The following is a 20,499-nucleotide window of genomic DNA, read 5'->3' as shown; positions in this document are numbered from 1 at the left end:
AACAACCTTTTATTTTTATATAACATCAAGAATTGTATAATTTTTTTATTTTTGAGGCGTTTATCAAAAGAAACAACTTTGAAATTTCTATTAAAACAATATATTTACCATTAATAGCCACCAATTAGACTAACCTCTTTCCTATGAATAAATTAGTTTTTGCCCTCCTAATAAGCTTAACTAGCTTTACTTTTTCTCAAATGAATGCTCAACAATTTCAAGTGGGATTGAAAGGCGGGATTAATAAAACATTCGGTGGCCAAATTACAGGTATAAATTCAGGCCTTCCATTACAATATACAAGCGATACTTTTGAAGCTGAGGGTGAAATTGGTTTTCATGGTGGTGGATGGGTGCAAGTAAATTTTGGAAAGTTTTTTGTTCGACCAGAAGTGGTATACTCTAAATTAGAATCCAGATTTGATTTTCCACAAGGGCCAACTTTATTTGAAGTCGAGGAATTTAGTGTTCCCCTTTTAGTTGGGTATAATATTTATGGCCCTTTGGATGTTTATGGAGGCGTAGCTTATAAAAATATAATTTCAGCAACTATAGAAAGAATAGAACCTACGGATAATCCCGCTGAAGTCACGATTCAAAACACGCCTTTTTCCGCTCAATTTGGGGTGAAAGCACAATTTGGATTTATTGGAGTAGATGTTCGTTATGATTACTCTTTATCCTCTGCTGAGCCTTATGAAGTGGATTTTCAATCTGATGATGCTCTGTTTACTGCTCCCACTGTAAATAGAGCCACTTTAGACGATCTTCGTTTAGATCAACTTATAGTAAGTCTTACATTTAAAATATGGGATTCAGAAAATAAAACTAAGCGTAGAAAAGGTGGAAGCTGCTATTTCTAACTAAAATAACATTTCAAAACAAAAAAGGAGCAAATTTTATTTGCTCCTTTTTTGTTTTATTGTTTTTTACTAGTTCAATTTTTGTATTTATCATTTAAACCAATTCCTTCTATGATCATTGGAATTATTTTTTTAATTCTACTTTGTTTTGTTGCTTCCCGTTTAGCTTCAACAATATATAATGAATATTCCTTCTGTTTTCCAGGGCTTAGTATACTGAAAGCTTTATTTAAATCTGAATTGGTATCTAACTCTAATTTTAATTGTACTGGGATTTCAACTTTTTTAGGACTGACTAACTTCACGGTTTCTCCTTGGTCATGAAGTGCAATGGTTTCTTCAATATATTTGCTTAAAACATTCAAATCCAATACAGAAGTCTCTACTAGTTTAATTTGTCTCATGGCTTGTGTTTTTCCTTCCTGAGCATTTACCAATAATTTGGTGTTCTTTTGAAGTAATGCTCCTTGAAAAAACCATAAACCATAATGATTTTTAAAAGCTGCTATCCCAATTAAATTTTTACCATCTTTCATATAAACTGGAGAACCCCATTTTATGGTTTCAGATAAGTTATAAGAAAGCAACATTTCTCTTAAAAGCAACAAATTATCTTTCCATTTAAAATGCTTGTTAATGTATTGATCGACATTTTCAACTTTAGCCATATTAAGCTATTTATGTTTTTCTGAAGTCAATTCTGCAATTTTAATAATTACTTCAGTAGCCCTTTGCATACTTTCTACAGGAACATATTCAAATCTACCATGAAAATTATGTCCTCCAGCGAAAATGTTTGGACATGGTAAGCCCATAAAACTTAGTTGAGACCCATCTGTTCCACCTCTAATTGGTTTTATATGCGGAGTGATATTAAGTTGTTTCATTGCTTCTTCAGCAATATCTACTATATGCATTACAGGCTCTATCTTTTCGCGCATATTGAAATATTGATCTTTTATCTCAATATTTATTACTTCTCGCTCATGCTGAGAATTAATTTCCTGCGCTAAGTTATTTATCATCTCTTTCCTAGCCTCGAAATGACCTTTATCGTGATCCCTAATAATATATTTCAATGTTGTTTCTTCTACATCTCCCTTAATATCCGTTAAATGGAAAAATCCTTGTCTGTCTTCCGTATGCTCTGGAGTTTCTAATCTGGGTAACGAGTTAATGAAATCTTGTGCTATATACATACTGTTTATCAACTTGTCTTTAGCATATCCAGGATGTACGATCTTCCCTTTAATTTTCACAACAACTCCCGCCGCATTAAAATTCTCGTATTCCAATTCGCCAATTTGGCTACCATCCATGGTGTAGGCCCAAGCTGCCCCAAATTTCTTTACATCAAATTTATGTGCACCCCTACCAATTTCTTCGTCTGGGGTAAATCCAACTCTAATCTTTCCATGAGGAATTTGAGGATTATTTATTAAATATTCCATAGCGGTCACTATTTCAGTAATCCCTGCTTTATCATCGGCGCCCAATAGAGTGGTACCATCTGTAGTGATTAAAGTTTGACCTTTATACTGCAAAAGATCTTCAAAGTAATCTGGTGATAAAATAATATCCTGCTCTTTATTTAATAAAATATCCTTTCCATCATAATCTTCTATAATTTGAGGTTTAACATTTGTTCCTGTGAAATCTGGAGAAGTGTCAAAATGGGATACAAAACCAATTACAGGAACATCATGTGCAACATTAGAAGGGAGAGTTGCCATGATATAGGCATTTTCATCAATTTCAACTTCCGTCATTCCTATCTTTTTGAGCTCTACTGCAAGTTTATTGGCGAGGTCCCATTGTTTTTCTGTACTAGGCGTTTTATTGCTATCTGGATCACTTTGAGTGTCTATTGTAACATACCCTATAAACCTATTGATGATATTATTTTTTGATATCATAAATGCTTTTTAATTATTAATTGTTGCGAACGTTAATATATTATAGATAAGTTAAGTGTTGATGCTCACTGAGTTAAGTTAATAACGCCTTTTTTTTCCTATCTTTAGATAAACCAAAAATATAAACTTATGAAGAATTTTTATGTAATGTTTTGTTTGTTTTTTGTTGGATGGGTAACACAAGCTCAAACGCAGGAAATTACGGGTACTGTTGTAGATGATCAAGAACAGCCACTGGGTGGGGTTTCGGTTGCTATAGAAGGCACTAATAAAGGAACTATAACAGATTTTGACGGGAAATTTAATATTGATGCAACCATGGGTGAAACCTTGGTTTTTTCATTTGTAGGTTTTGATACCAAAAAAGTTGTAGTTCAGAGTGCAAGCCTAAATGTAACTATGGTTTCTGGATTAGCACTTAGTGAAGTGATGCTCGTAGGGTCTCGTAATCCTAGCAGAACCGTGGTAGAATCTACCGTTCCTATAGATGTATTAAATATAAAAGAATTAGCCACTGCGGTGCCGCAGGTTAACTTAAACCAGATGTTAAATTATGTTGCTCCTTCATTTACTTCTAATACCCAAACAATTTCCGATGGAACAGATCATATAGATCCTGCCTCTCTTAGAGGTTTAGGGCCAGATCAAGTATTGGTGTTGATAAATGGTAAACGAAGACATAACTCTTCCTTAATTAATGTGAATGGAACATTTGGTAGAGGAAGTGTGGGAACCGATCTAAACGCGATCCCTGCTGCAGCTATACAAAGAATTGAAGTTCTACGAGACGGGGCAGCTGCACAATATGGTTCTGATGCAATTGCAGGGGTTATTAATATTGTTTTGAATAAAAATATAAATGAACTAAATCTTGCTGTTACTACTGGAGCAAATTTCGCAGAAAATGCAAACGATCAAACCGGTGGAGTAGATGGAGAAACAATAAATGTTGCCGCTAGCTACGGAATTGGATTAGGAGATAATGGAGGATTTATTAATTTCTCTGGAGATTTTGATTATCGTGAAGATTATAGCAGAATGAAAGAGTGGGAAGGCTCTATTTTTAATGCTTATAACTCAATTGAAAGATTGGCTTTAGCACAAAATATAGATATCACCAATATTGCAGATGATGATGTAAGGAGCTTGTCTCAAAGTTTGCCTTTTTTAACACAAGAAGATAAAGACCTAATAAGTGGTTTTTCTTCGGAAGAATTGCATACTTCTACTCAGACAGATACTGAAGGAAATGTCATTTTTTACAATCCTTTGTCAAATAATGTGACAGATCAAGAATTGGCTGCGAGAAATCAGGAACGTAGTGATTACAATATGAGAGTTGGTCAGTCTGCTTTAAGAGGAGGAAGATTCTTTGCGAATTTTTCTTTGCCATTGGATGATAATGGAACAGAGATATATTCTTTTGCAGGGATAAGTTCTCGAAGAGGTAATTCTGCGGGTTTTTATAGATTACCAAATCAAAATAGAACTTATACTCCCATTTATATAGATGGATTTTTACCTGAGATAAATTCTAAAATTAATGATAAATCTATAGCCACAGGTATTAAAGGAAAGATCGGTGAGTGGGATGTAGATTTTAGTAATGCTTGGGGAAAAAATGAGTTTTTGTATTTAATCTCTAACACTTCGAACGCTTCTTTACAACAAGCAAGTCCAACTACTTTTGATGCAGGAGGATTCTCTTTTGCTCAAAATACCACGAATCTGGATATTTCCAATTTCTATGAAGATATGTTCGCTGGATTAAACGTTGCTTTTGGAGCTGAATATAGATTAGAGAATTATGAGATAGTTGCAGGAGAAAGAGCCTCATACGAGCAATACACGCAAAATGGAACACCAATTACTACAGCCACTCAATCTCCGGCAACAGATTTCTTTGGTAGCGGAAGACCTGGAGGATCTCAGGTTTTTCCTGGTTTTAGTCCTAAAAATGAATTATCTAGAGAAAGAAGTAGTATTGCAGGATACTTCGATATTGAAGCAGATATTACAGAACAATTTTTACTGACCTTTGCGACTAGATTCGAGGACTATTCAGATTTTGGATCTACAATTAATTTTAAATTGTCGTCAAGATATAAGTTAACAGAGAACATTAATATTAGAGGAGCCGCAAATACTGGTTTTAGAGCTCCTTCTTTACATCAATTAAATTTTAATTCGACATCAACTATATTTGATAATGATGGGAATCCGCAAGAAGTAGGAACCTTTGCAAACGATAGTCGGGCAGCAAAATTATTAGGGATCCCTCAATTAAAAGAGGAAACATCTAAAAGTTTGAGCGTTGGATTTACAGCACAAATTCCTGATGCAAATCTCTCTCTAACTGTAGATGGATATTTTGTAGCTATAGATGATAGAGTAGTTTATACAGGGCAGTTTGAAGGCCCGGGAACTGGAACAGAATTGGATAATTTATTAGCACAAGCTAATGCTACAGCAGCTTCCTTTTTTGCAAATGCGATCGATACAGAATCTAAAGGGGTAGATTTTGTACTTACGCATAACGCGATATTTAACAACGGATTCAGACTAAAATCTGATCTTGCTGCAACCTTATCTAAAACAAAACAGGTTGGGTCAATCAATTCTTCTCCACAAATTGAAAGAGCAGGATTGGTAGGAACTTATTTCCCAGAGGATAGTAGAATATATCTTGAAGAAGCCGTGCCTAGAACAAAGGTAAATCTTACTAATAGCTTAACAGCTGGAAAATTCAACGTGTTCTTAAGAAATGTGTTTTTTGGAGAGGTAACTGAAGCTACTACAACAGTTGCAAACCAACAAGTGTTTAGTTCTAAGATAGTAACAGATCTATCTCTAGGCTATGTAGCATCAGAATCTCTTACTCTTACTGTGGGAGCAAATAATTTGTTAGATGTGTATCCAGATAGAGCAAAAGGTGAGTTTAACAATAGAAGTGATGGAAGATTCGATTGGTCTAGAAGAGCCCAGCAATTTGGGATTGGCGGTAGATTTTTATTTGCAAGAGTTGCATTTACTTTGAAATAAACTTATAATTCACTAATCAAAATATAAGCAGTCTTCGGGCTGCTTTTATTTTTGTTTTATATTTTCTTTAAGGCCATAAAACTTTAATACTCATTTATGCAAAGGCTTCGCTGTTTTCTAAAATAAACTATTTTTGTAAAAATCTCCCAAATATGTATAAATCCCTGATAAGACCGCTTTTATTTAATTTTGATCCAGAAAAGGTGCATTATTTTACTTTTGATGCGATGAAGTTTCTTTTTAAATTACCAGGAGTTGCAAGTTTGTTAAAAAACAAATTTCAAATAAATGATCCACGCTTGGAAAGAAAAGTATTTGGTTTGACCTTTAAAAATCCTGTTGGATTGGCTGCTGGCTTCGATAAAAATGCAGATTTGTACAAGGAATTAGATCAACTAGGTTTTGGATTTATAGAGATAGGAACTGTTACTCCAAAGGGACAACCAGGGAATGATAAAAAAAGATTATTCAGGCTCAAGGAAGATTCTGCTATTATTAATAGAATGGGGTTTAATAATGAAGGGGTAGAGGCAGCAGTAAAAAGACTAAAATCCAATAAGAAAGTTCTAATTGGAGGTAATATTGGTAAAAACAAGATCACTCCAAATGAGGAAGCGGTTTCAGATTATAAAATATGTTTTGATGCTCTCTTTGATTATGTAGATTACTTCGTTGTAAACGTGAGTTCACCAAACACTCCAAATCTAAGAGCACTTCAGGATAAGGAGCCCTTAACTGCATTATTAAACACATTGCAGCAATTAAATTTATTAAAGACAAATCCTAAACCAATTCTTTTAAAGATTGCGCCAGATCTTTCAGACGAGCAGCTTATGGATATTATAGAAATTGTTGCTGAAACTGGAATTGCGGGCGTAATTGCAACTAACACTACCATTTCAAGAGAAAATCTTCAATCTGAGAATAAGGTTGAAATTGGAGGATTAAGCGGTAAACCATTAAAAAATAGATCTACAGAGGTGATTCGTTTTCTTTCAGAAAAAAGTAATAAAGCATTCCCGATAATCGGTGTTGGAGGAATTCATTCTGCTGAAGATGCTCTGGAAAAATTAGAAGCTGGTGCCAGTTTAATTCAGCTTTATACAGGTTTTATTTATGAAGGGCCGGGATTAATAAAAGAAATTAATAAGGCAATCTTATCTGCTACTAACAAAACACAGTAAACCCATTCTTTGTGCTACTACAACTTATTCCATTTTTAACTGCATCAATATTATTAACGCTGTCTCCTGGACCAGATAATATTTATGTATTAGTACAGAGTATATCTAATGGGAAAAAGGCAGGTATTGTAACTACACTTGGATTGGTTTCGGGAATTCTTATACATACCAGCCTTGTGGCATTTGGGGTTTCTGCAGTTATAAAAGCTTCCCCAGTATTGTTTACCCTAATTAAGGTGTTTGGCGCATTGTATTTATTCTATTTAGCCTATAAAGTATTTAAAAGTGATAGTACTATAGCGATTAAAGGAGTTCCTGAAAAAAGCTCTGGAAGTTTATTTCGTCAAGGTTTTATCATGAATGTTTTAAATCCCAAGGTGACTATTTTCTTTCTCGCCTTTTTTCCTGGATTTCTATGGGAACCGGAAGGGAATACTATTTTACAATTTTATTTGCTGGGATTTCTATTTATGATTCAGGCCTTGTTGATCTTTGGAGCGGTTGCACTTCTTGCCGGTAAAATTTCTGAATATTTAATGCAACATAGAAGATCGGGTGATTTTTTGAAATGGATACAGGTGGTAGTTTTTATTGGAATCGGGATTTTAATTCTATTGTAATAATTGCAATATCTTAATCTTCAGTCTTTAAATCATTCCAGTTTTACATTCTTCACATATTTCTTGATTATTTTTATATAAATGCTAAAATAGTATCTTTGGGCATGGATAAAATTAAACTTATCGAATGTCCAAGAGATGCAATGCAAGGCATTAAATCTTTTATACCAACAAATGAGAAAGTTCAATATATCCAGTCATTGCTTAGATGCGGATTTGACACCATAGATTTTGGAAGTTTTGTTTCACCAAAGGTGATTCCCCAAATGCAGGACACTGCCGAAGTATTATCTAAATTAGATCTTTCTACCACCCAAAGTAAATTGCTTGCTATAATTGCAAATGTGCGTGGTGCCCAAGATGCAGCTCAACATCCCGAGATTAAATATTTAGGATATCCTTTTTCGATTTCTGAGAATTTTCAGATGCGGAATACCCATAAGACGATCGCTGAATCGGTGGAAACTCTAAAGGAAATACTTGAGATCGCAAATGCTTCAAATAAAGAAGTTGTTGCGTATCTATCTATGGGATTCGGAAATCCTTATGGCGATCCATGGAATGTGGATATAGTGGGCGAATGGACAGAAAAATTTTCGGAGATGGGAGTGAGTATTTTATCTCTTTCAGATACTATTGGTAGTAGTACTCCAGAGATAATTTCTCATCTATTTTCTAACTTGATTCCAAAATACCCACATATCGAATTTGGAGCTCATTTACATACTACGCCAACAAAGTGGCATGAAAAAATTGATGCTGCCTACACAGCAGGCTGTAGAAGGTTTGATGGTGCAATCCAAGGTTTTGGAGGTTGTCCTATGGCGAAAGATGAACTTACAGGTAATATGCCTACAGAAAAGATGCTTTCTTATTTCAATTCTAAAAAAGCAGATTCAAATATTAAAATGACCAGCTTCGAATCTTCTTACAATGAGGCTACAAAAATCTTCTCAGCTTACCATTAGAATTATTTATTCTTTTTAGAATTAGTATCGAATATTCTTATTTAAAATTATTCTAAATAAACTTTGTGCAACTGAAATTCGTTTCTATATTTGCACCCGAAATTGAATCACTATTTTAAATCAGTCTAAATAAAACTCTAATGAAAAAGGTAATACTTTCATTGATCTTAGGAGCAACTTCTGCTCTTACATTTTCGCAAACTTCACAAGATACCACCTCGGCAAATTCGCAACAACAGCAAAATGCTGCACAAAAAATTCTTTCAGCAAATAATGGAAATGCTGTTACAATTGGAGGGTATGGAGAAGTAGTTTACAACCAGCCGGAAGGTGATAATGGTACTTTAGATGTACATCGTTTGGTAGTACTATTAGGTTATAGATTCTCAGATAAGGTTCAGTTTGTTTCTGAAATAGAATTTGAGCATGTAGATGAGGTATTTGTAGAGCAAGCATTTGTAAATTATAATGTAGCAAATAATTTAAATCTAAGAGCTGGTTTAATGCTGGTTCCTATGGGAATTATAAATGAATATCACGAACCAACTACATTTAACGGAGTGGAACGTCCATCTATGGATCACGAAATTATACCAACTACCTGGAGAGAGATTGGGGTTGGAGTTACAGGAAGGATAAATAGTGCTTCCTTATCTTACCAAGCATATATCTTTAACGGTTTTAAATCTACTAATGCAGATGGCTCTGGAAATATTGGAGGAAAATCTGGATTACGTGGTGGTCGTCAAAAAGGAATCAAGTCTACCATTAATAAACCAAACTTTGCATCTAAAGTTGAATATTATGGAGTACCTGGATTGCGTTTAGGACTTTCAGGATATGTAGGTAGAACACAAGCAGATGATGAGGTAGATCATATTCCTGGAGCAGATGTTGGATTGTCTATGATTGGTTTTGATGCGAGATATGTGAAGAATAAATTCACAGCAAGAGGTCAAATTGTATATGCGTCTTTAACAGATACTGAAGATTATAACGAGTTAACAGGATCTGAGCTTGGAAGTGAACTTGGAGGTTGGTATGCAGAAGCAGCTTATAATATTTTACCAATAGAAAATGAACAAAGGTTATTTGCTTTTGCACGATACGAGCAATACGATACTCATGCAGATACAGAAGGTTCTTTGGTAAGAAATGATGCTTATAATAGAGACGATCTTACTATGGGATTAAGTTATCACATAGCAAATGGGGTTGTTTTTAAAGGAGATTATCAAATTAAAAATAACGCAGTAAGCGGAAGTAATGCTCAAAACCAATTTAACTTGGGAGTTGGAGTATGGTTCTAATTGAAATATAATTGAGATGTTAAAAAGTCGGGATATAAAAGCAATTCCGACTTTTGGCATTTTAATTGACTAAGAGTAAACAAATTGATATTTTTACACTATGAAATTTAGAAAATTAATACCAGTCGTTTTTTCTGTTCTTTTTTTAATGTCCTTTGGAATTCCAAAGACTCTAGACAAAAAGGTAGATAAAGAGGTGAAGGATGTTTTTGATATTACTTCTTATAATTTCACAAACGTAGAAGTCTCGTCCAATATTAATTCTCAATTACCTTCATCGATCACAAATGAAAATTTTTTTCAGATCACAGCGAAGGGCGCAGTTTTAGGGTATGTCTATTTAGACAAGGCGGCTAGCAAAACTGCCCAGTTTGATTATTTAGTAATATTTGATAAAGATCTTAAGATCGCTAGCACCAAAGTTTTGGTGTATCGTGAAGAATATGGAGGAGAGATAGGGAGTAGAAGATGGTTAAGTCAGTTTACAGGAAAGTCCAATAAAGATTCCTTAGATGATATTGCGGCCATTTCTGGAGCAACTATTTCAGTTCGTTCTATGAAAAGCGCAATGAGCGATATTCTAGAATCTGTAGGGATTCTACATAATAAGAAAATTATTTAATGAAATATAATGGGCTTCTTTTAACTTTTCCCAAGGAAATTAAATATTTTCTGGCAACTTTTATTGTAGTTCTAAGTTTTGGATATTTTACAGGTTTGTTGTTTGTAAATCAAACAGAGACCACAAATCCTTCTGGAATTGAAGAAAATTATTTGGGTAATGAAGAAGATATAGAGGCTAATGTTATGAAATTTAAAAAGGGAGAGCGGGAGATGCTTACCATTATTCATACACATATCCTTTCTATGTCATTTATCTTTTTCCTTTTGGGAGGGGTTATGTTATTAACGAAACTTCCAACTACATTTAAGATGTTTCTTATTATAGAACCTTTCTTTTCTATACTCCTAACTTTCGGAGGAATCTATTTTATGTGGGCTGGAGTTATATGGATGAAATATGTTGTAATGATTTCAGGAGTATTTATGACACTAATTTTCACAACCTCAGTGTTAATAGCCCTATATCAGCTTCTTATTAAGAAAAATAATAATAGCTGATTTTCAGACAATTTCCTTGTTTTAAATTACGTATATTTGCACGCAATTAATCTTTAATTGCTATGACTGCACACGAATCCAAAATTGTTGGGGAAGGACTTACATACGACGATGTATTATTAGTTCCAGCATATTCAGAAATTCTACCTCGCGAAGTAAGTATTCGCACAAAATTCACAAGAAATATTACCATTAATGTACCTATTATATCCGCTGCAATGGATACGGTAACAGAGAGCAAAATGGCTATTGCCATGGCTAGAGAAGGCGGTATTGGAGTTTTGCATAAAAATATGAGTATCGAGGAACAAGCCTTGAAAGTTCGCAAGGTTAAACGTGCAGAGAGCGGGATGATCATAGACCCCGTTACTTTACCTCTTACTGCAAAAGTGCAGGATGCCAAAAATAATATGAAGGAACACAGTATTGGAGGAATTCCAATTATAGATGCGCATGGAAAGTTATTAGGTATTGTAACTAATAGGGATCTAAGATTCGAAAAAAATAATAATAGACCAATTGCTGAGGTAATGACTTCAGAGAATTTGGTTACGGTTTCTGAAGGGACTTCCCTAGAGGAAGCTGAGGTTATCTTACAAAAGAATAAAATTGAAAAGTTGCCTGTTGTAGACGATCAATATAAATTGATAGGACTTATTACTTTTCGAGATATTACAAAACTTACTCAAAAACCAAATGCCAATAAAGATAGCTACGGAAGACTTCGTGTGGCTGCGGCTATTGGTGTTACTGCAGATTCTGTAGAGCGTGCTAGCGCGTTGGTAAAAGCTGGTGTAGATGCTATTATAATAGATACTGCTCACGGGCATACTAAAGGAGTAGTAGAAGTATTGAAAAATATTAAAGCTAAATTTCCCGAACTTGAAGTAGTAGTTGGAAATATTGCAACAGCTGAAGCTGCTAAATATTTAGCGGATGCTGGAGCAGATGCTGTAAAAGTTGGAATAGGACCAGGTTCTATTTGTACAACACGAGTGGTAGCAGGAGTAGGATTTCCTCAATTTTCTGCGGTTTTAGAAGTTGCAGCTGCGTTAAAAGGAACAGGTGTTCCTGTAATTGCAGATGGAGGGATACGTTATACAGGAGATATTCCAAAGGCTATTGCAGCCGGAGCAGATTCTGTAATGTTAGGATCTCTTCTTGCTGGAACAAAAGAATCTCCAGGTGAAACCATTATTTATGAAGGTAGAAAATTCAAATCTTATCGAGGAATGGGATCTGTGGAAGCTATGAAACAAGGTTCTAAAGACAGATATTTCCAAGATGTAGAAGACGATATTAAGAAACTTGTGCCAGAAGGAATTGTTGGTCGTGTTCCTTATAAAGGGGAATTAGAAGAAAGTATCCATCAATTTGTTGGAGGTCTTAGAGCTGGAATGGGGTATTGTGGAGCTAAGGATATTGAAACTTTAAAAGAGACCGGAAAATTTGTGAAGATCACTTCTTCTGGAATTAATGAAAGTCATCCTCATGATGTTGCGATCACTAACGAATCTCCTAATTATAGCAGATAAATTAAAACTAGTTAAGAAATAAAAAAGGCTGCTTCAATATTATTGAGGCAGCCTTTTTCTATGAGGTTATTTAAGCTTATTCTTTCGGTAATTCTATACCTAAGGTTTTCATAACTGCATCTGTAATATCATACTTAGCATCAGAATATGCCAATCCATTTCCGCTTGCGTTGAAGATCTGTGTGTATTTGTCTTTAGCAATAACAACTTTCATTGCTTCATCTATTTTAACATACAGAGGTTGTGTTAATTCATTTCTTTTTACCTGCATAAGTACAGAAGCTTTTTGTCTAAAGTTTTTAATGTCATTTTCAAGTGAAATAATTTCAGATTCTTTAGCAGTCTTTTCTTCTTTAGTAAACGTGGTATTATTTTCCTTATAACTAGCTACTAATTCCTCGTATTTGGTAATGTTTGCTTGCATATCAGCCTGAAGATCGTCATTGTAGGCCTTCAAACCTTCTTCAACAGTTGCGATTTCAGGCATTTGTGCTAGAATATATTCAGCATCTATAGTTCCTACTTTTGTTTGGGCTTGGATATTAATACTTGTAATAAAAATGGCTAATGCCAGTAAAACTTTTTTCATGATTTTTTTAATTTTTCCAAATATAACAGAGACAGACTAATAATTATACGATTAATGCTAAAAAGATCATTTTTCGTAGACAGTTGCTCTATTTGGTTTTAAGATATCTCGATATTTTTTGATCTCAGATTCTGGGACCACCCAAAAAGCTATTGAATGTAACTCACTTACTTCTTCAAAACCAGTAATGTCCCAATCTGTGAGTTTTTCAGCCTTAATAAAGTCCTTTAAATGGATCTCATGATGTTTAGCAATATGTAATGCTTGCGGGCCTCTAAAGTCCCATATAAGTTTAATTTGTCTCTCCATTATTTTATTCATTTAATACACTTGTGCCGTTTTCAGCAAAAGCTTTAAAATCTTTCATGTATTTATAAGTTTGATCCTTGAAAGACCCAGGCATCAAAAATGCGATTATTTTCATAAAGCCCGCACATACAAATTCATTATCTGAGATCCATTTAGTTGAATTGTTCTCCACTTCTTCAAAATAATTCTTTTGTCTGTTAAAGACACTTTTTGCATCATAAGAAAGAACGAGTTTTTTAGGGAGATTATTTATCTCTATAGTTTCTATCATTTCTATATCTCTCTTACCCATTTTATATTTTAATTTAGATCGGGCATTTTCCTGGCCGGGACTTCCACTAAGATGCCGATAAGAAATAAAGCCTTTTTGCCAATGTTTAAAATTTTTATGGTCTTCCATTTTGGCGATCACTTCTTCTCTAGGTAAATCGATGATAATTTCTTTTGAATATTTCATCTTGGTATCATTTTAGTTGTATTATCAAGATACTTCAGAAAAATTATATTTTAAGGGTGTAATTTCCTGTATTTTGAATCGTTTACAACTTATAGCTTGTATAAGCTTATGGAATTATTATTTTTGTGGCTATATTTTTATAACAATCAGGCTATTCTGTATTAAATAGAAATATTGTTTATTATTAAAGTTATCTTCCTACAATGGAGAATCATATCTCGAAATTTATTTTATCCCTAGGTTGCTTATTACTATTGCAAAGTTGTAATTATTTTCAAACTGCAGATGAACGTGAAGTTGTTGCTAGGGTAAATGAAAATTATTTGTACATAGAAGACATTCAAGCATTGGTTGGGGAAGGTGTTTCTGAGGAAGATAGCACTCTAATGGTGAATAATTTTATAAATAGATGGGCTACACAGCAGTTATTAATAGATAAGGCTAAGTTTAATTTAAGCAACGAGCAGCAGAAGGAATTTGATGAATTGGTAAATAACTATAAAAACGAACTTTATAGTAAAGCTTATGCAGATGCTATGGTGGCGAAACGATTAGACACCACTTTTAATCAAAATGAAATTGAAAGTTACTATAAGGAGCATCTCGAGAATTTTAGGCTGAATGAAGACCTCGTGAAATTGAGGTTTATCAACCTTAATAATAATCAAGATTTCGATGATGTGAAAAAGGAGTTTATTAGGTTTAATGAAAAGGATAAATCTAAGCTTGATAAAATTTCTCTTCAGTTTAAATCCTATTCCTTTAACGATTCGGTTTGGGTTAGTACAAAATCTGTTTATAATAGAATTGTACCCTTAAATGATGCGAATAAATCACAACTTTTAAAAAAGTCAAATTTTCTTCAGCTTGAAGATTCATTAGAGGTATATTTGGTGTATGTAAACGACGTATTATTAAGGAATGATCAAGCCCCGTTGGAATATGCAACATCCACAATAAAGCAGATCCTGCTTAATAAGCGAAAAGCCAATTTGGTAAAAGAATTAGAAAAAGATATAACAAGAGATGCGATTGAAAACGAACAATTTGAAATTTATAACTAAAGGTATAGCTATAGGAACACTCTTAATTGGGTTTCATAGCAGCGTTAAGGCACAGGAAGTAATTGTTACAGATAGTACAGCCATACAGCCAGTAACAGAAGTAGTAGAAGTTAAGCAAGAGCCAGCAGAATTCCAACGATATAAAGTTGACGGTATTGCAGCTGTTGTTGGAGCTTATGTTGTCCTAGATAGCGATATAGATCTTATGTATAAAGATCTTAAAAGTCAAGGGGTTTCTACTGAAGATATTACAGATTGCCAGTTAGCAGGTAGTTTATTAGAGAATAAATTATATGCTCACCACGCAATTCAAGATAGTATTCTTGTTTCTGATGCAGAAGTTAGAAATTACGTAGATCAGCAAATAACTCAAATGGTAGGACAAGTTGGTTCTATGCAAAAGGTATTAAATTTCTACAAAAGAGATTCTGAAGATGATTTTAGAAATGAATTATTTGAGCTTAATAAGCAGCAAGAACTTTCTAAAAGAATGCAACAAAATATTATTGAAAAAGTTGAAATCACCCCTGAAGAAATTCGATCTTATTTTGATAAAATACCAGTAGAAGACAGACCGTTTTTTGGAGATGAAGTTGAGGTAGCCCAAATTATAATTAAGCCTGAAGTTCCAGAAACTGAAAAGCAGAAAGTAATAGATAGACTTAATCAATTTAGAGAAGATATTGTAGATAATGGAGCGAGCTTTGGAACGAAAGCCGTGCTTTATTCGCAAGATCCAGGCTCCAGCAGCGATGGTGGTAGAATGGTGATCACTCGTAAAGATGGTTTAGATAAAGATTTTAAAGACACAGCTTTTAGTTTACAAGAAGGTGAAGTTAGTGAACCATTTGCTTCTCAATTTGGATATCATATTATTAAGGTCGAAAAGGTTATTGGGCAGAATCTTGAGATCAGACATATCTTATTGATCCCAGATGTTACCAATGCAACTATAGAAAGCGCAAGAGCTGAGATTGATAGCCTTAGAGCTAAGATCATTAATAAAGAGATCACATTTGGTGCTGCCGCAAAACAATTTTCAGATGAAGAGCAAACTGCAGCAAATAATGGGAAATTAATAAATCCTACAAATGGAGATACAAGATTTGAACTTACCAAAATAGATCCAGAACTTTACGAGCAGGTTGTAAATTTAAAAGAAGGTGATGTTTCTTTAGTTTTAAGAGATCAAGAACGTACAGGAAAGATTTTCTATAAAATAATTACCGTTAATAAAAGGTACAAAGAGCACAAGGCAGATTTTGTGCAAGATTATATGAAGATCAAGGAATTGGCTTTAAGAGATAAACAATTGGAAGCAATTGGGAAATGGCAAAATGAAAAAATTGCTAATACCTATATTAAGATCAATGGTAAATTCCGTAATTGTACTTTCGATCGTGATTGGTTAAAGAAATAAAACATAAAAATGTCTGATGTCACCGCTGTAGAAAATTTAGTCGTAAAACATAGGCTACTTAAAAAAGAAATAGCGAAGGTAATTGTTGGTCAAGAGGAGGTTATAGACCAAATCCTTTTATCGATATTTTCCGGAGGACATGCCTTATTAATTGGTGTTCCTGGGTTAGCGAAGACCCTTATGGTAAATACAATTGCCAAAGCCTTAGGATTGGATTTTAAAAGGATCCAATTTACGCCAGACTTAATGCCTAGTGATATTTTAGGATCTGAGATCTTAGATGAGAATAGACATTTTAAATTTATTAAGGGCCCAATTTTCTCTAATATTATTCTTGCAGATGAGATAAATAGAACTCCTCCAAAAACTCAAGCAGCTTTGCTGGAGGCTATGCAGGAAAGATCTGTAACCGTTGCAGGAAATCATTATAAGCTTAGTTTACCATATTTTGTTTTAGCAACTCAAAACCCAATAGAGCAGGAGGGAACCTATCCTTTACCAGAAGCTCAATTAGATAGGTTTATGTTTGCAATAAACCTAGATTATCCGTCTTTTCAGGAGGAAGTAGATGTAGTAAAGGCAACTACTTCTAATAAGGAACAAGCTGTAGAACCTTTGTTCTCTGCTTCAGAAATCACAGAAATTCAGCAATTGGTGAGAAGAGTTCCTGTTGCAGATAATGTGATTGAGTATGCTGTTAGAATGGTTGGCAAAAGTCGTCCCAATGGACAAGCTACTCCAGATTTAATAAAGAATTATGTAGATTGGGGAGCAGGGCCAAGAGCTTCACAAAATCTAGTTCTTGCCGCTAAAGCTCATGCAATCCTAAATGGAAAATTCTCTCCCGATATTGAGAATATTCAAGCTGTTGCATCGGGGATTCTTAGGCATAGAATTATAAGAAATTATAAAGCGGAAGCAGAAGGGATAACTGAAGACCAAATTATACAATCCCTCTTCTAGGATCTATTTTTTAATATCCATTGAAAAATTACATTTAGTAAAACTAAATTTCTTACTTCTTTTAATTTAATGGATAATTAGTTTGGTAGCAAACTTTGCTACGTTTGTTCTTGAATTTTATTTAATATGAAGGACGATAAATCTTTCTCTACGCGCATAACTCAAATATAAATTATCATATTCTCAAATTTCAGCTAAATTTTTAATTCAAATTAAAACATTGGATTTAAAACTCGGGTTTATTTAAAGTATTCCTAAATATTATTCAATTTTAGTTCTAATTTTTAAAATTCGGTGGAATTTCGTAATTTCGCAAGACTTTTTTAGAACATAAAATCAAATACAATATGGCATACGATATAGATATGATCAAGAAGGTTTATAGTCAAATGGCAGATCGTGTAAATAAAGCACGAGATGTTGTTGGAAAGCCTTTAACACTTTCAGAAAAAATACTTTATTCTCATTTATGGGATGCAGAATCTAACCAGGCGTTTAAACGTGGGAAGGATTATGTAGACTTCGCGCCAGATAGAATTGCATGTCAGGATGCGACGGCTCAAATGGCATTGCTTCAGTTCATGCAGGCCGGGAAAAAGAATGTTGCAGTTCCTACAACGGTTCACTGTGATCATTTGATCCAAGCTAAAATGGGTGCAGCACTGGATTTAGTTTCAGCAAATAAATCGAGTCATGAAGTTTTTGAATTCCTAGAGTCTGTATCTAATAAATATGGAATTGGATTTTGGAAACCAGGTGCAGGAATTATTCATCAAGTTGTTTTAGAAAATTATGCTTTTCCTGGTGGAATGATGATTGGAACAGATTCTCACACTGTTAACGCAGGTGGATTGGGAATGGTTGCAATTGGAGTTGGTGGTGCAGATGCTGTAGATGTTATGGCAGGAATGGCATGGGAACTTAAATTCCCGAAATTGATTGGAGTAAAATTAACTGGGAAACTTTCTGGATGGACCTCTGCTAAAGATGTTATTTTGAAAGTAGCTGGTATTCTAACGGTTAAGGGTGGTACAGGAGCTATAATTGAATATTTTGGTGAAGGTGCTCGTTCTATGTCTTGTACAGGAAAAGGAACTATCTGTAATATGGGTGCGGAAGTTGGAGCAACAACTTCTACTTTTGGATATGACGATTCTATGGAGCGTTATTTAAATGCTACAAATAGAGCAGATGTTGCTGCGGCAGCAAATGAAATTAGAGAACACTTAACTGGAGATGATGAAGTATACGCAAATCCAGAACAATATTTTGATGAAGTTATCGAGATCAATCTATCTGAATTGAAACCTCATTTAAATGGACCATTTACTCCAGATCTTGCAACTCCTATTTCTGAAATGAGAGATAAAGCAAAAGAAAATGATTGGCCATTAAAGGTGGATTGGGGTCTTATAGGTTCTTGTACAAATTCATCTTACGAAGATCTAACGCGTGCTGCCTCTATAGCGAAGCAAGCGGTAGATAAAAATATAAAAGCAAAATCAGACTTCGGAATTAATCCTGGTTCAGAAACTATACGATTTACAGCAGAGAGAGATGGATTGCTTCAGATCTTTGAAGATTTGGATGCTACCATTTTCACAAATGCTTGTGGACCTTGTATAGGGCAATGGGATAGAAGTGATAGAAAAGGAGATGAGAAAAATACAATTGTACACTCTTTTAACCGAAACTTTTCTAAAAGAGCAGATGGAAACCCTAATACGCATGCTTTTGTAGGTTCTCCAGAAATGGTGGCTGCAATAGCAATTTCTGGGAGATTAGATTTTGATCCTACTAGAGATAAATTATTAAATGAAGATGGAGAAGAAGTGATGTTGGATGAGCCAACAGGAATAGAACTTCCTCCAAAAGGATTTGATGTAAAAGATCCTGGATATGTTGCTCCTTCTGAAGATGGTAGTGAAGTAGTGATCAAGGTTGCTGAAGATAGTGAGAGGTTACAATTACTAGAGCCTTTTGAAGCTTGGGATGGTAAAAATCTTACTGGAGTAAAATTGCTTATTAAAGCTTTTGGAAAATGTACGACAGATCATATTTCTATGGCTGGCCCATGGTTAAGATATAGAGGGCATCTAGATAATATTTCTAACAACATGCTTATTGGAGCAATAAACGCTTTTAATAAAAAGACAAACTTCGTGAAAAGCCAAATTACTGGTGAGTACGACGGTGTGCCGCCAGTTGCTAGAAAATACAAAGCTGCTGGAATTCCGACTATTGTAGTTGGAGATCACAACTATGGAGAAGGGTCTTCTAGAGAGCATGCAGCTATGGAGCCAAGACATCTTGGTGTTATGGTAGTATTAGTGAAATCTTTTGCTAGAATTCATGAAACTAACCTTAAAAAGCAAGGAATGCTAGGGATCACTTTCGTTAATGAAAAGGATTACGATCTTATTCAAGAAGATGATACTTTTAACTTTGTAGATTTAGCTCAATTTGCGCCAGATAAGCCTTTAACTATAGAGGTTGTGCATGCAGATGGAAGTAAAGATACATTTAAAGCGAACCATACGTATAACGATTCTCAGATAGAGTGGTTTAAGCAAGGTTCAGCATTAAACTTAATTAAGATCCAGAATAATGCATAAGAAGTAGATAAACTTCTACCCAATTTTAAATAGCAAACCCCGGAAAATTAATTTTCCGGGGTTCTTTAGTTAGAAAAGTTAATACCCTACTATCAACTAACTAACCAATATCAAAGTCAGATAATCTTGTGAATCATAATAAATGAAACACACAAATCTGTATACATAAAATACTTTTGTATACCTAGACTATTAAAAAATGTAATTATGTTTAGTTCAATTTCGAATAATGTTTAATTCGAAATAACCTGATTTCAGAAGGTAGGGATTGTAAAATCAAGTGAAATTGCCATTAACAATTAAAAATTAAAAATTAAATTTATGAATTAATTAGGCTTAAAAAAAGCATTAACAATTTTTAACATGTAATTAACATATATGCAATATAACTATGAATTATTAAAATAATATTAAATATATTGCAATTAATTATAAAAACTCTTATCATATTGACATCCAACACAATAAAAAAACTCGAAAATAAATTTCCGAGTTTCTTTCAATTAGTTAAACAACACCCTA

18 protein-coding genes are annotated in these 20,499 nt (G+C 34.0%); 13 read left to right on the top strand and 5 right to left on the bottom strand.

What is annotated here, in order from left to right:
* Positions 1 to 143: 143 nt before the first annotated feature.
* Complete coding sequence (locus BC962_RS14275) at positions 144 to 863, top strand: outer membrane beta-barrel protein (RefSeq protein WP_121346703.1); 720 nt, start codon at positions 144 to 146, stop codon at positions 861 to 863.
* Between the two features lie 74 nt (positions 864 to 937).
* Here BC962_RS14275 and BC962_RS16400 read toward each other — a convergent pair whose 3' ends face one another.
* Positions 938 to 1,531 carry a YdeI/OmpD-associated family protein gene (locus BC962_RS16400; RefSeq protein WP_183075520.1) on the bottom strand — a complete coding sequence of 198 codons (594 nt, stop codon included), beginning with the start codon at positions 1,529 to 1,531 and terminating at the stop codon, positions 938 to 940.
* A 6-nt stretch (positions 1,532 to 1,537) separates the two neighbouring features.
* Entirely contained in the window at positions 1,538 to 2,779 is a 1,242-nt protein-coding gene (gene pepT / locus BC962_RS14265; RefSeq protein ID WP_121346702.1) for a peptidase T, read from the bottom strand.
* Positions 2,780 to 2,908: 129 nt separating this feature from the next.
* Between pepT and BC962_RS14260 the strand changes: the two genes are divergently transcribed.
* From BC962_RS14260 to guaB, 8 genes are all read left to right on the top strand, one after another.
* Complete coding sequence (locus BC962_RS14260) at positions 2,909 to 5,821, top strand: TonB-dependent receptor (protein ID WP_121346701.1); 2,913 nt, start codon at positions 2,909 to 2,911, stop codon at positions 5,819 to 5,821.
* 152 nt (positions 5,822 to 5,973) lie between these two features.
* Positions 5,974 to 7,005, top strand: coding sequence for a quinone-dependent dihydroorotate dehydrogenase (locus tag BC962_RS14255; RefSeq protein ID WP_121346700.1), 1,032 nt, complete (start codon positions 5,974 to 5,976; stop codon positions 7,003 to 7,005).
* 11 nt (positions 7,006 to 7,016) lie between these two features.
* The gene (locus BC962_RS14250; protein ID WP_121346699.1) at positions 7,017 to 7,625 is read left to right on the top strand and encodes a LysE family translocator; all 609 of its coding nucleotides are present in this window, start codon (positions 7,017 to 7,019) and stop codon (positions 7,623 to 7,625) included.
* A 104-nt stretch (positions 7,626 to 7,729) separates the two neighbouring features.
* The gene (locus BC962_RS14245; protein WP_121346698.1) at positions 7,730 to 8,593 is read left to right on the top strand and encodes a hydroxymethylglutaryl-CoA lyase; all 864 of its coding nucleotides are present in this window, start codon (positions 7,730 to 7,732) and stop codon (positions 8,591 to 8,593) included.
* A 140-nt stretch (positions 8,594 to 8,733) separates the two neighbouring features.
* Positions 8,734 to 9,903: a hypothetical protein gene (locus BC962_RS14240; protein WP_121346697.1), complete on the top strand. Its 1,170-nt coding sequence runs from the start codon at positions 8,734 to 8,736 to the stop codon at positions 9,901 to 9,903.
* 100 nt (positions 9,904 to 10,003) lie between these two features.
* Entirely contained in the window at positions 10,004 to 10,525 is a 522-nt protein-coding gene (locus BC962_RS14235; RefSeq protein ID WP_121346696.1) for an FMN-binding protein, read from the top strand.
* Positions 10,525 to 11,025: a hypothetical protein gene (locus BC962_RS14230; protein ID WP_121346695.1), complete on the top strand. Its 501-nt coding sequence runs from the start codon at positions 10,525 to 10,527 to the stop codon at positions 11,023 to 11,025. Before BC962_RS14235 ends, BC962_RS14230 begins: the two co-directional genes overlap by 1 nt.
* 62 nt (positions 11,026 to 11,087) lie before the next feature.
* The gene (gene guaB, locus BC962_RS14225) at positions 11,088 to 12,560 is read left to right on the top strand and encodes an IMP dehydrogenase (RefSeq protein ID WP_121346694.1); all 1,473 of its coding nucleotides are present in this window, start codon (positions 11,088 to 11,090) and stop codon (positions 12,558 to 12,560) included.
* 76 nt (positions 12,561 to 12,636) lie between these two features.
* On the opposite strand, the gene BC962_RS14220 is transcribed toward guaB, so the two are convergent.
* The 3 genes from BC962_RS14220 to BC962_RS14210 form a co-directional block, all read right to left on the bottom strand.
* Positions 12,637 to 13,149, bottom strand: a complete 513-nt coding sequence (locus BC962_RS14220; protein WP_121346693.1) for an OmpH family outer membrane protein — start codon at positions 13,147 to 13,149, stop codon at positions 12,637 to 12,639.
* Positions 13,150 to 13,215: 66 nt separating this feature from the next.
* Entirely contained in the window at positions 13,216 to 13,458 is a 243-nt protein-coding gene (locus tag BC962_RS14215; RefSeq protein WP_121346811.1) for a hypothetical protein, read from the bottom strand.
* Between the two features lie 4 nt (positions 13,459 to 13,462).
* A complete protein-coding gene (locus BC962_RS14210; RefSeq protein WP_121346692.1) occupies positions 13,463 to 13,915 on the bottom strand; it encodes an SRPBCC family protein in 453 nt (150 codons plus the stop codon).
* A gap of 203 nt (positions 13,916 to 14,118) precedes the next feature.
* Between BC962_RS14210 and BC962_RS14205 the strand changes: the two genes are divergently transcribed.
* From BC962_RS14205 to BC962_RS14190, 4 genes are all read left to right on the top strand, one after another.
* The gene (locus BC962_RS14205; protein WP_121346691.1) at positions 14,119 to 14,979 is read left to right on the top strand and encodes a peptidyl-prolyl cis-trans isomerase; all 861 of its coding nucleotides are present in this window, start codon (positions 14,119 to 14,121) and stop codon (positions 14,977 to 14,979) included.
* A complete protein-coding gene (locus BC962_RS14200) occupies positions 14,942 to 16,399 on the top strand; it encodes a peptidylprolyl isomerase (protein ID WP_121346690.1) in 1,458 nt (485 codons plus the stop codon). Before BC962_RS14205 ends, BC962_RS14200 begins: the two co-directional genes overlap by 38 nt.
* A 9-nt stretch (positions 16,400 to 16,408) precedes the next feature.
* The gene (locus tag BC962_RS14195; protein WP_121346689.1) at positions 16,409 to 17,362 is read left to right on the top strand and encodes an AAA family ATPase; all 954 of its coding nucleotides are present in this window, start codon (positions 16,409 to 16,411) and stop codon (positions 17,360 to 17,362) included.
* Positions 17,363 to 17,709: 347 nt separating this feature from the next.
* A complete protein-coding gene (locus tag BC962_RS14190; RefSeq protein WP_121346688.1) occupies positions 17,710 to 19,977 on the top strand; it encodes an aconitate hydratase in 2,268 nt (755 codons plus the stop codon).
* Positions 19,978 to 20,499: the final 522 nt, after the last annotated feature.

Origin of the sequence: Gillisia mitskevichiae (genome assembly GCF_003634585.1) — a bacterium.
GTDB classification, from domain to species: Bacteria; Bacteroidota; Bacteroidia; order Flavobacteriales; family Flavobacteriaceae; genus Gillisia; species Gillisia mitskevichiae.
This window is presented reverse-complemented; position numbering and strand designations above follow the sequence as displayed.

Bases quoted from the DNA above. Each gene is read 5' to 3' on its own strand.
- BC962_RS14275 (WP_121346703.1), top strand. From the start codon at position 144: ATGAATAAATTAGTTTTTGCCCTCCTAATAAGCTTAACTAGCTTTACT.
- BC962_RS16400 (WP_183075520.1), bottom strand. From the start codon at position 1,531: ATGGCTAAAGTTGAAAATGTCGATCAATACATTAACAAGCATTTTAAA.
- pepT (WP_121346702.1), bottom strand. From the start codon at position 2,779: ATGATATCAAAAAATAATATCATCAATAGGTTTATAGGGTATGTTACA.
- BC962_RS14260 (WP_121346701.1), top strand. From the start codon at position 2,909: ATGAAGAATTTTTATGTAATGTTTTGTTTGTTTTTTGTTGGATGGGTA.
- BC962_RS14255 (WP_121346700.1), top strand. From the start codon at position 5,974: ATGTATAAATCCCTGATAAGACCGCTTTTATTTAATTTTGATCCAGAA.
- BC962_RS14245 (WP_121346698.1), top strand. From the start codon at position 7,730: ATGGATAAAATTAAACTTATCGAATGTCCAAGAGATGCAATGCAAGGC.
- BC962_RS14240 (WP_121346697.1), top strand. From the start codon at position 8,734: ATGAAAAAGGTAATACTTTCATTGATCTTAGGAGCAACTTCTGCTCTT.
- BC962_RS14235 (WP_121346696.1), top strand. From the start codon at position 10,004: ATGAAATTTAGAAAATTAATACCAGTCGTTTTTTCTGTTCTTTTTTTA.
- BC962_RS14230 (WP_121346695.1), top strand. From the start codon at position 10,525: ATGAAATATAATGGGCTTCTTTTAACTTTTCCCAAGGAAATTAAATAT.
- guaB (WP_121346694.1), top strand. From the start codon at position 11,088: ATGACTGCACACGAATCCAAAATTGTTGGGGAAGGACTTACATACGAC.
- BC962_RS14220 (WP_121346693.1), bottom strand. From the start codon at position 13,149: ATGAAAAAAGTTTTACTGGCATTAGCCATTTTTATTACAAGTATTAAT.
- BC962_RS14215 (WP_121346811.1), bottom strand. From the start codon at position 13,458: ATGGAGAGACAAATTAAACTTATATGGGACTTTAGAGGCCCGCAAGCA.
- BC962_RS14210 (WP_121346692.1), bottom strand. From the start codon at position 13,915: ATGAAATATTCAAAAGAAATTATCATCGATTTACCTAGAGAAGAAGTG.
- BC962_RS14205 (WP_121346691.1), top strand. From the start codon at position 14,119: ATGGAGAATCATATCTCGAAATTTATTTTATCCCTAGGTTGCTTATTA.
- BC962_RS14200 (WP_121346690.1), top strand. From the start codon at position 14,942: ATGCGATTGAAAACGAACAATTTGAAATTTATAACTAAAGGTATAGCT.
- BC962_RS14195 (WP_121346689.1), top strand. From the start codon at position 16,409: ATGTCTGATGTCACCGCTGTAGAAAATTTAGTCGTAAAACATAGGCTA.
- BC962_RS14190 (WP_121346688.1), top strand. From the start codon at position 17,710: ATGGCATACGATATAGATATGATCAAGAAGGTTTATAGTCAAATGGCA.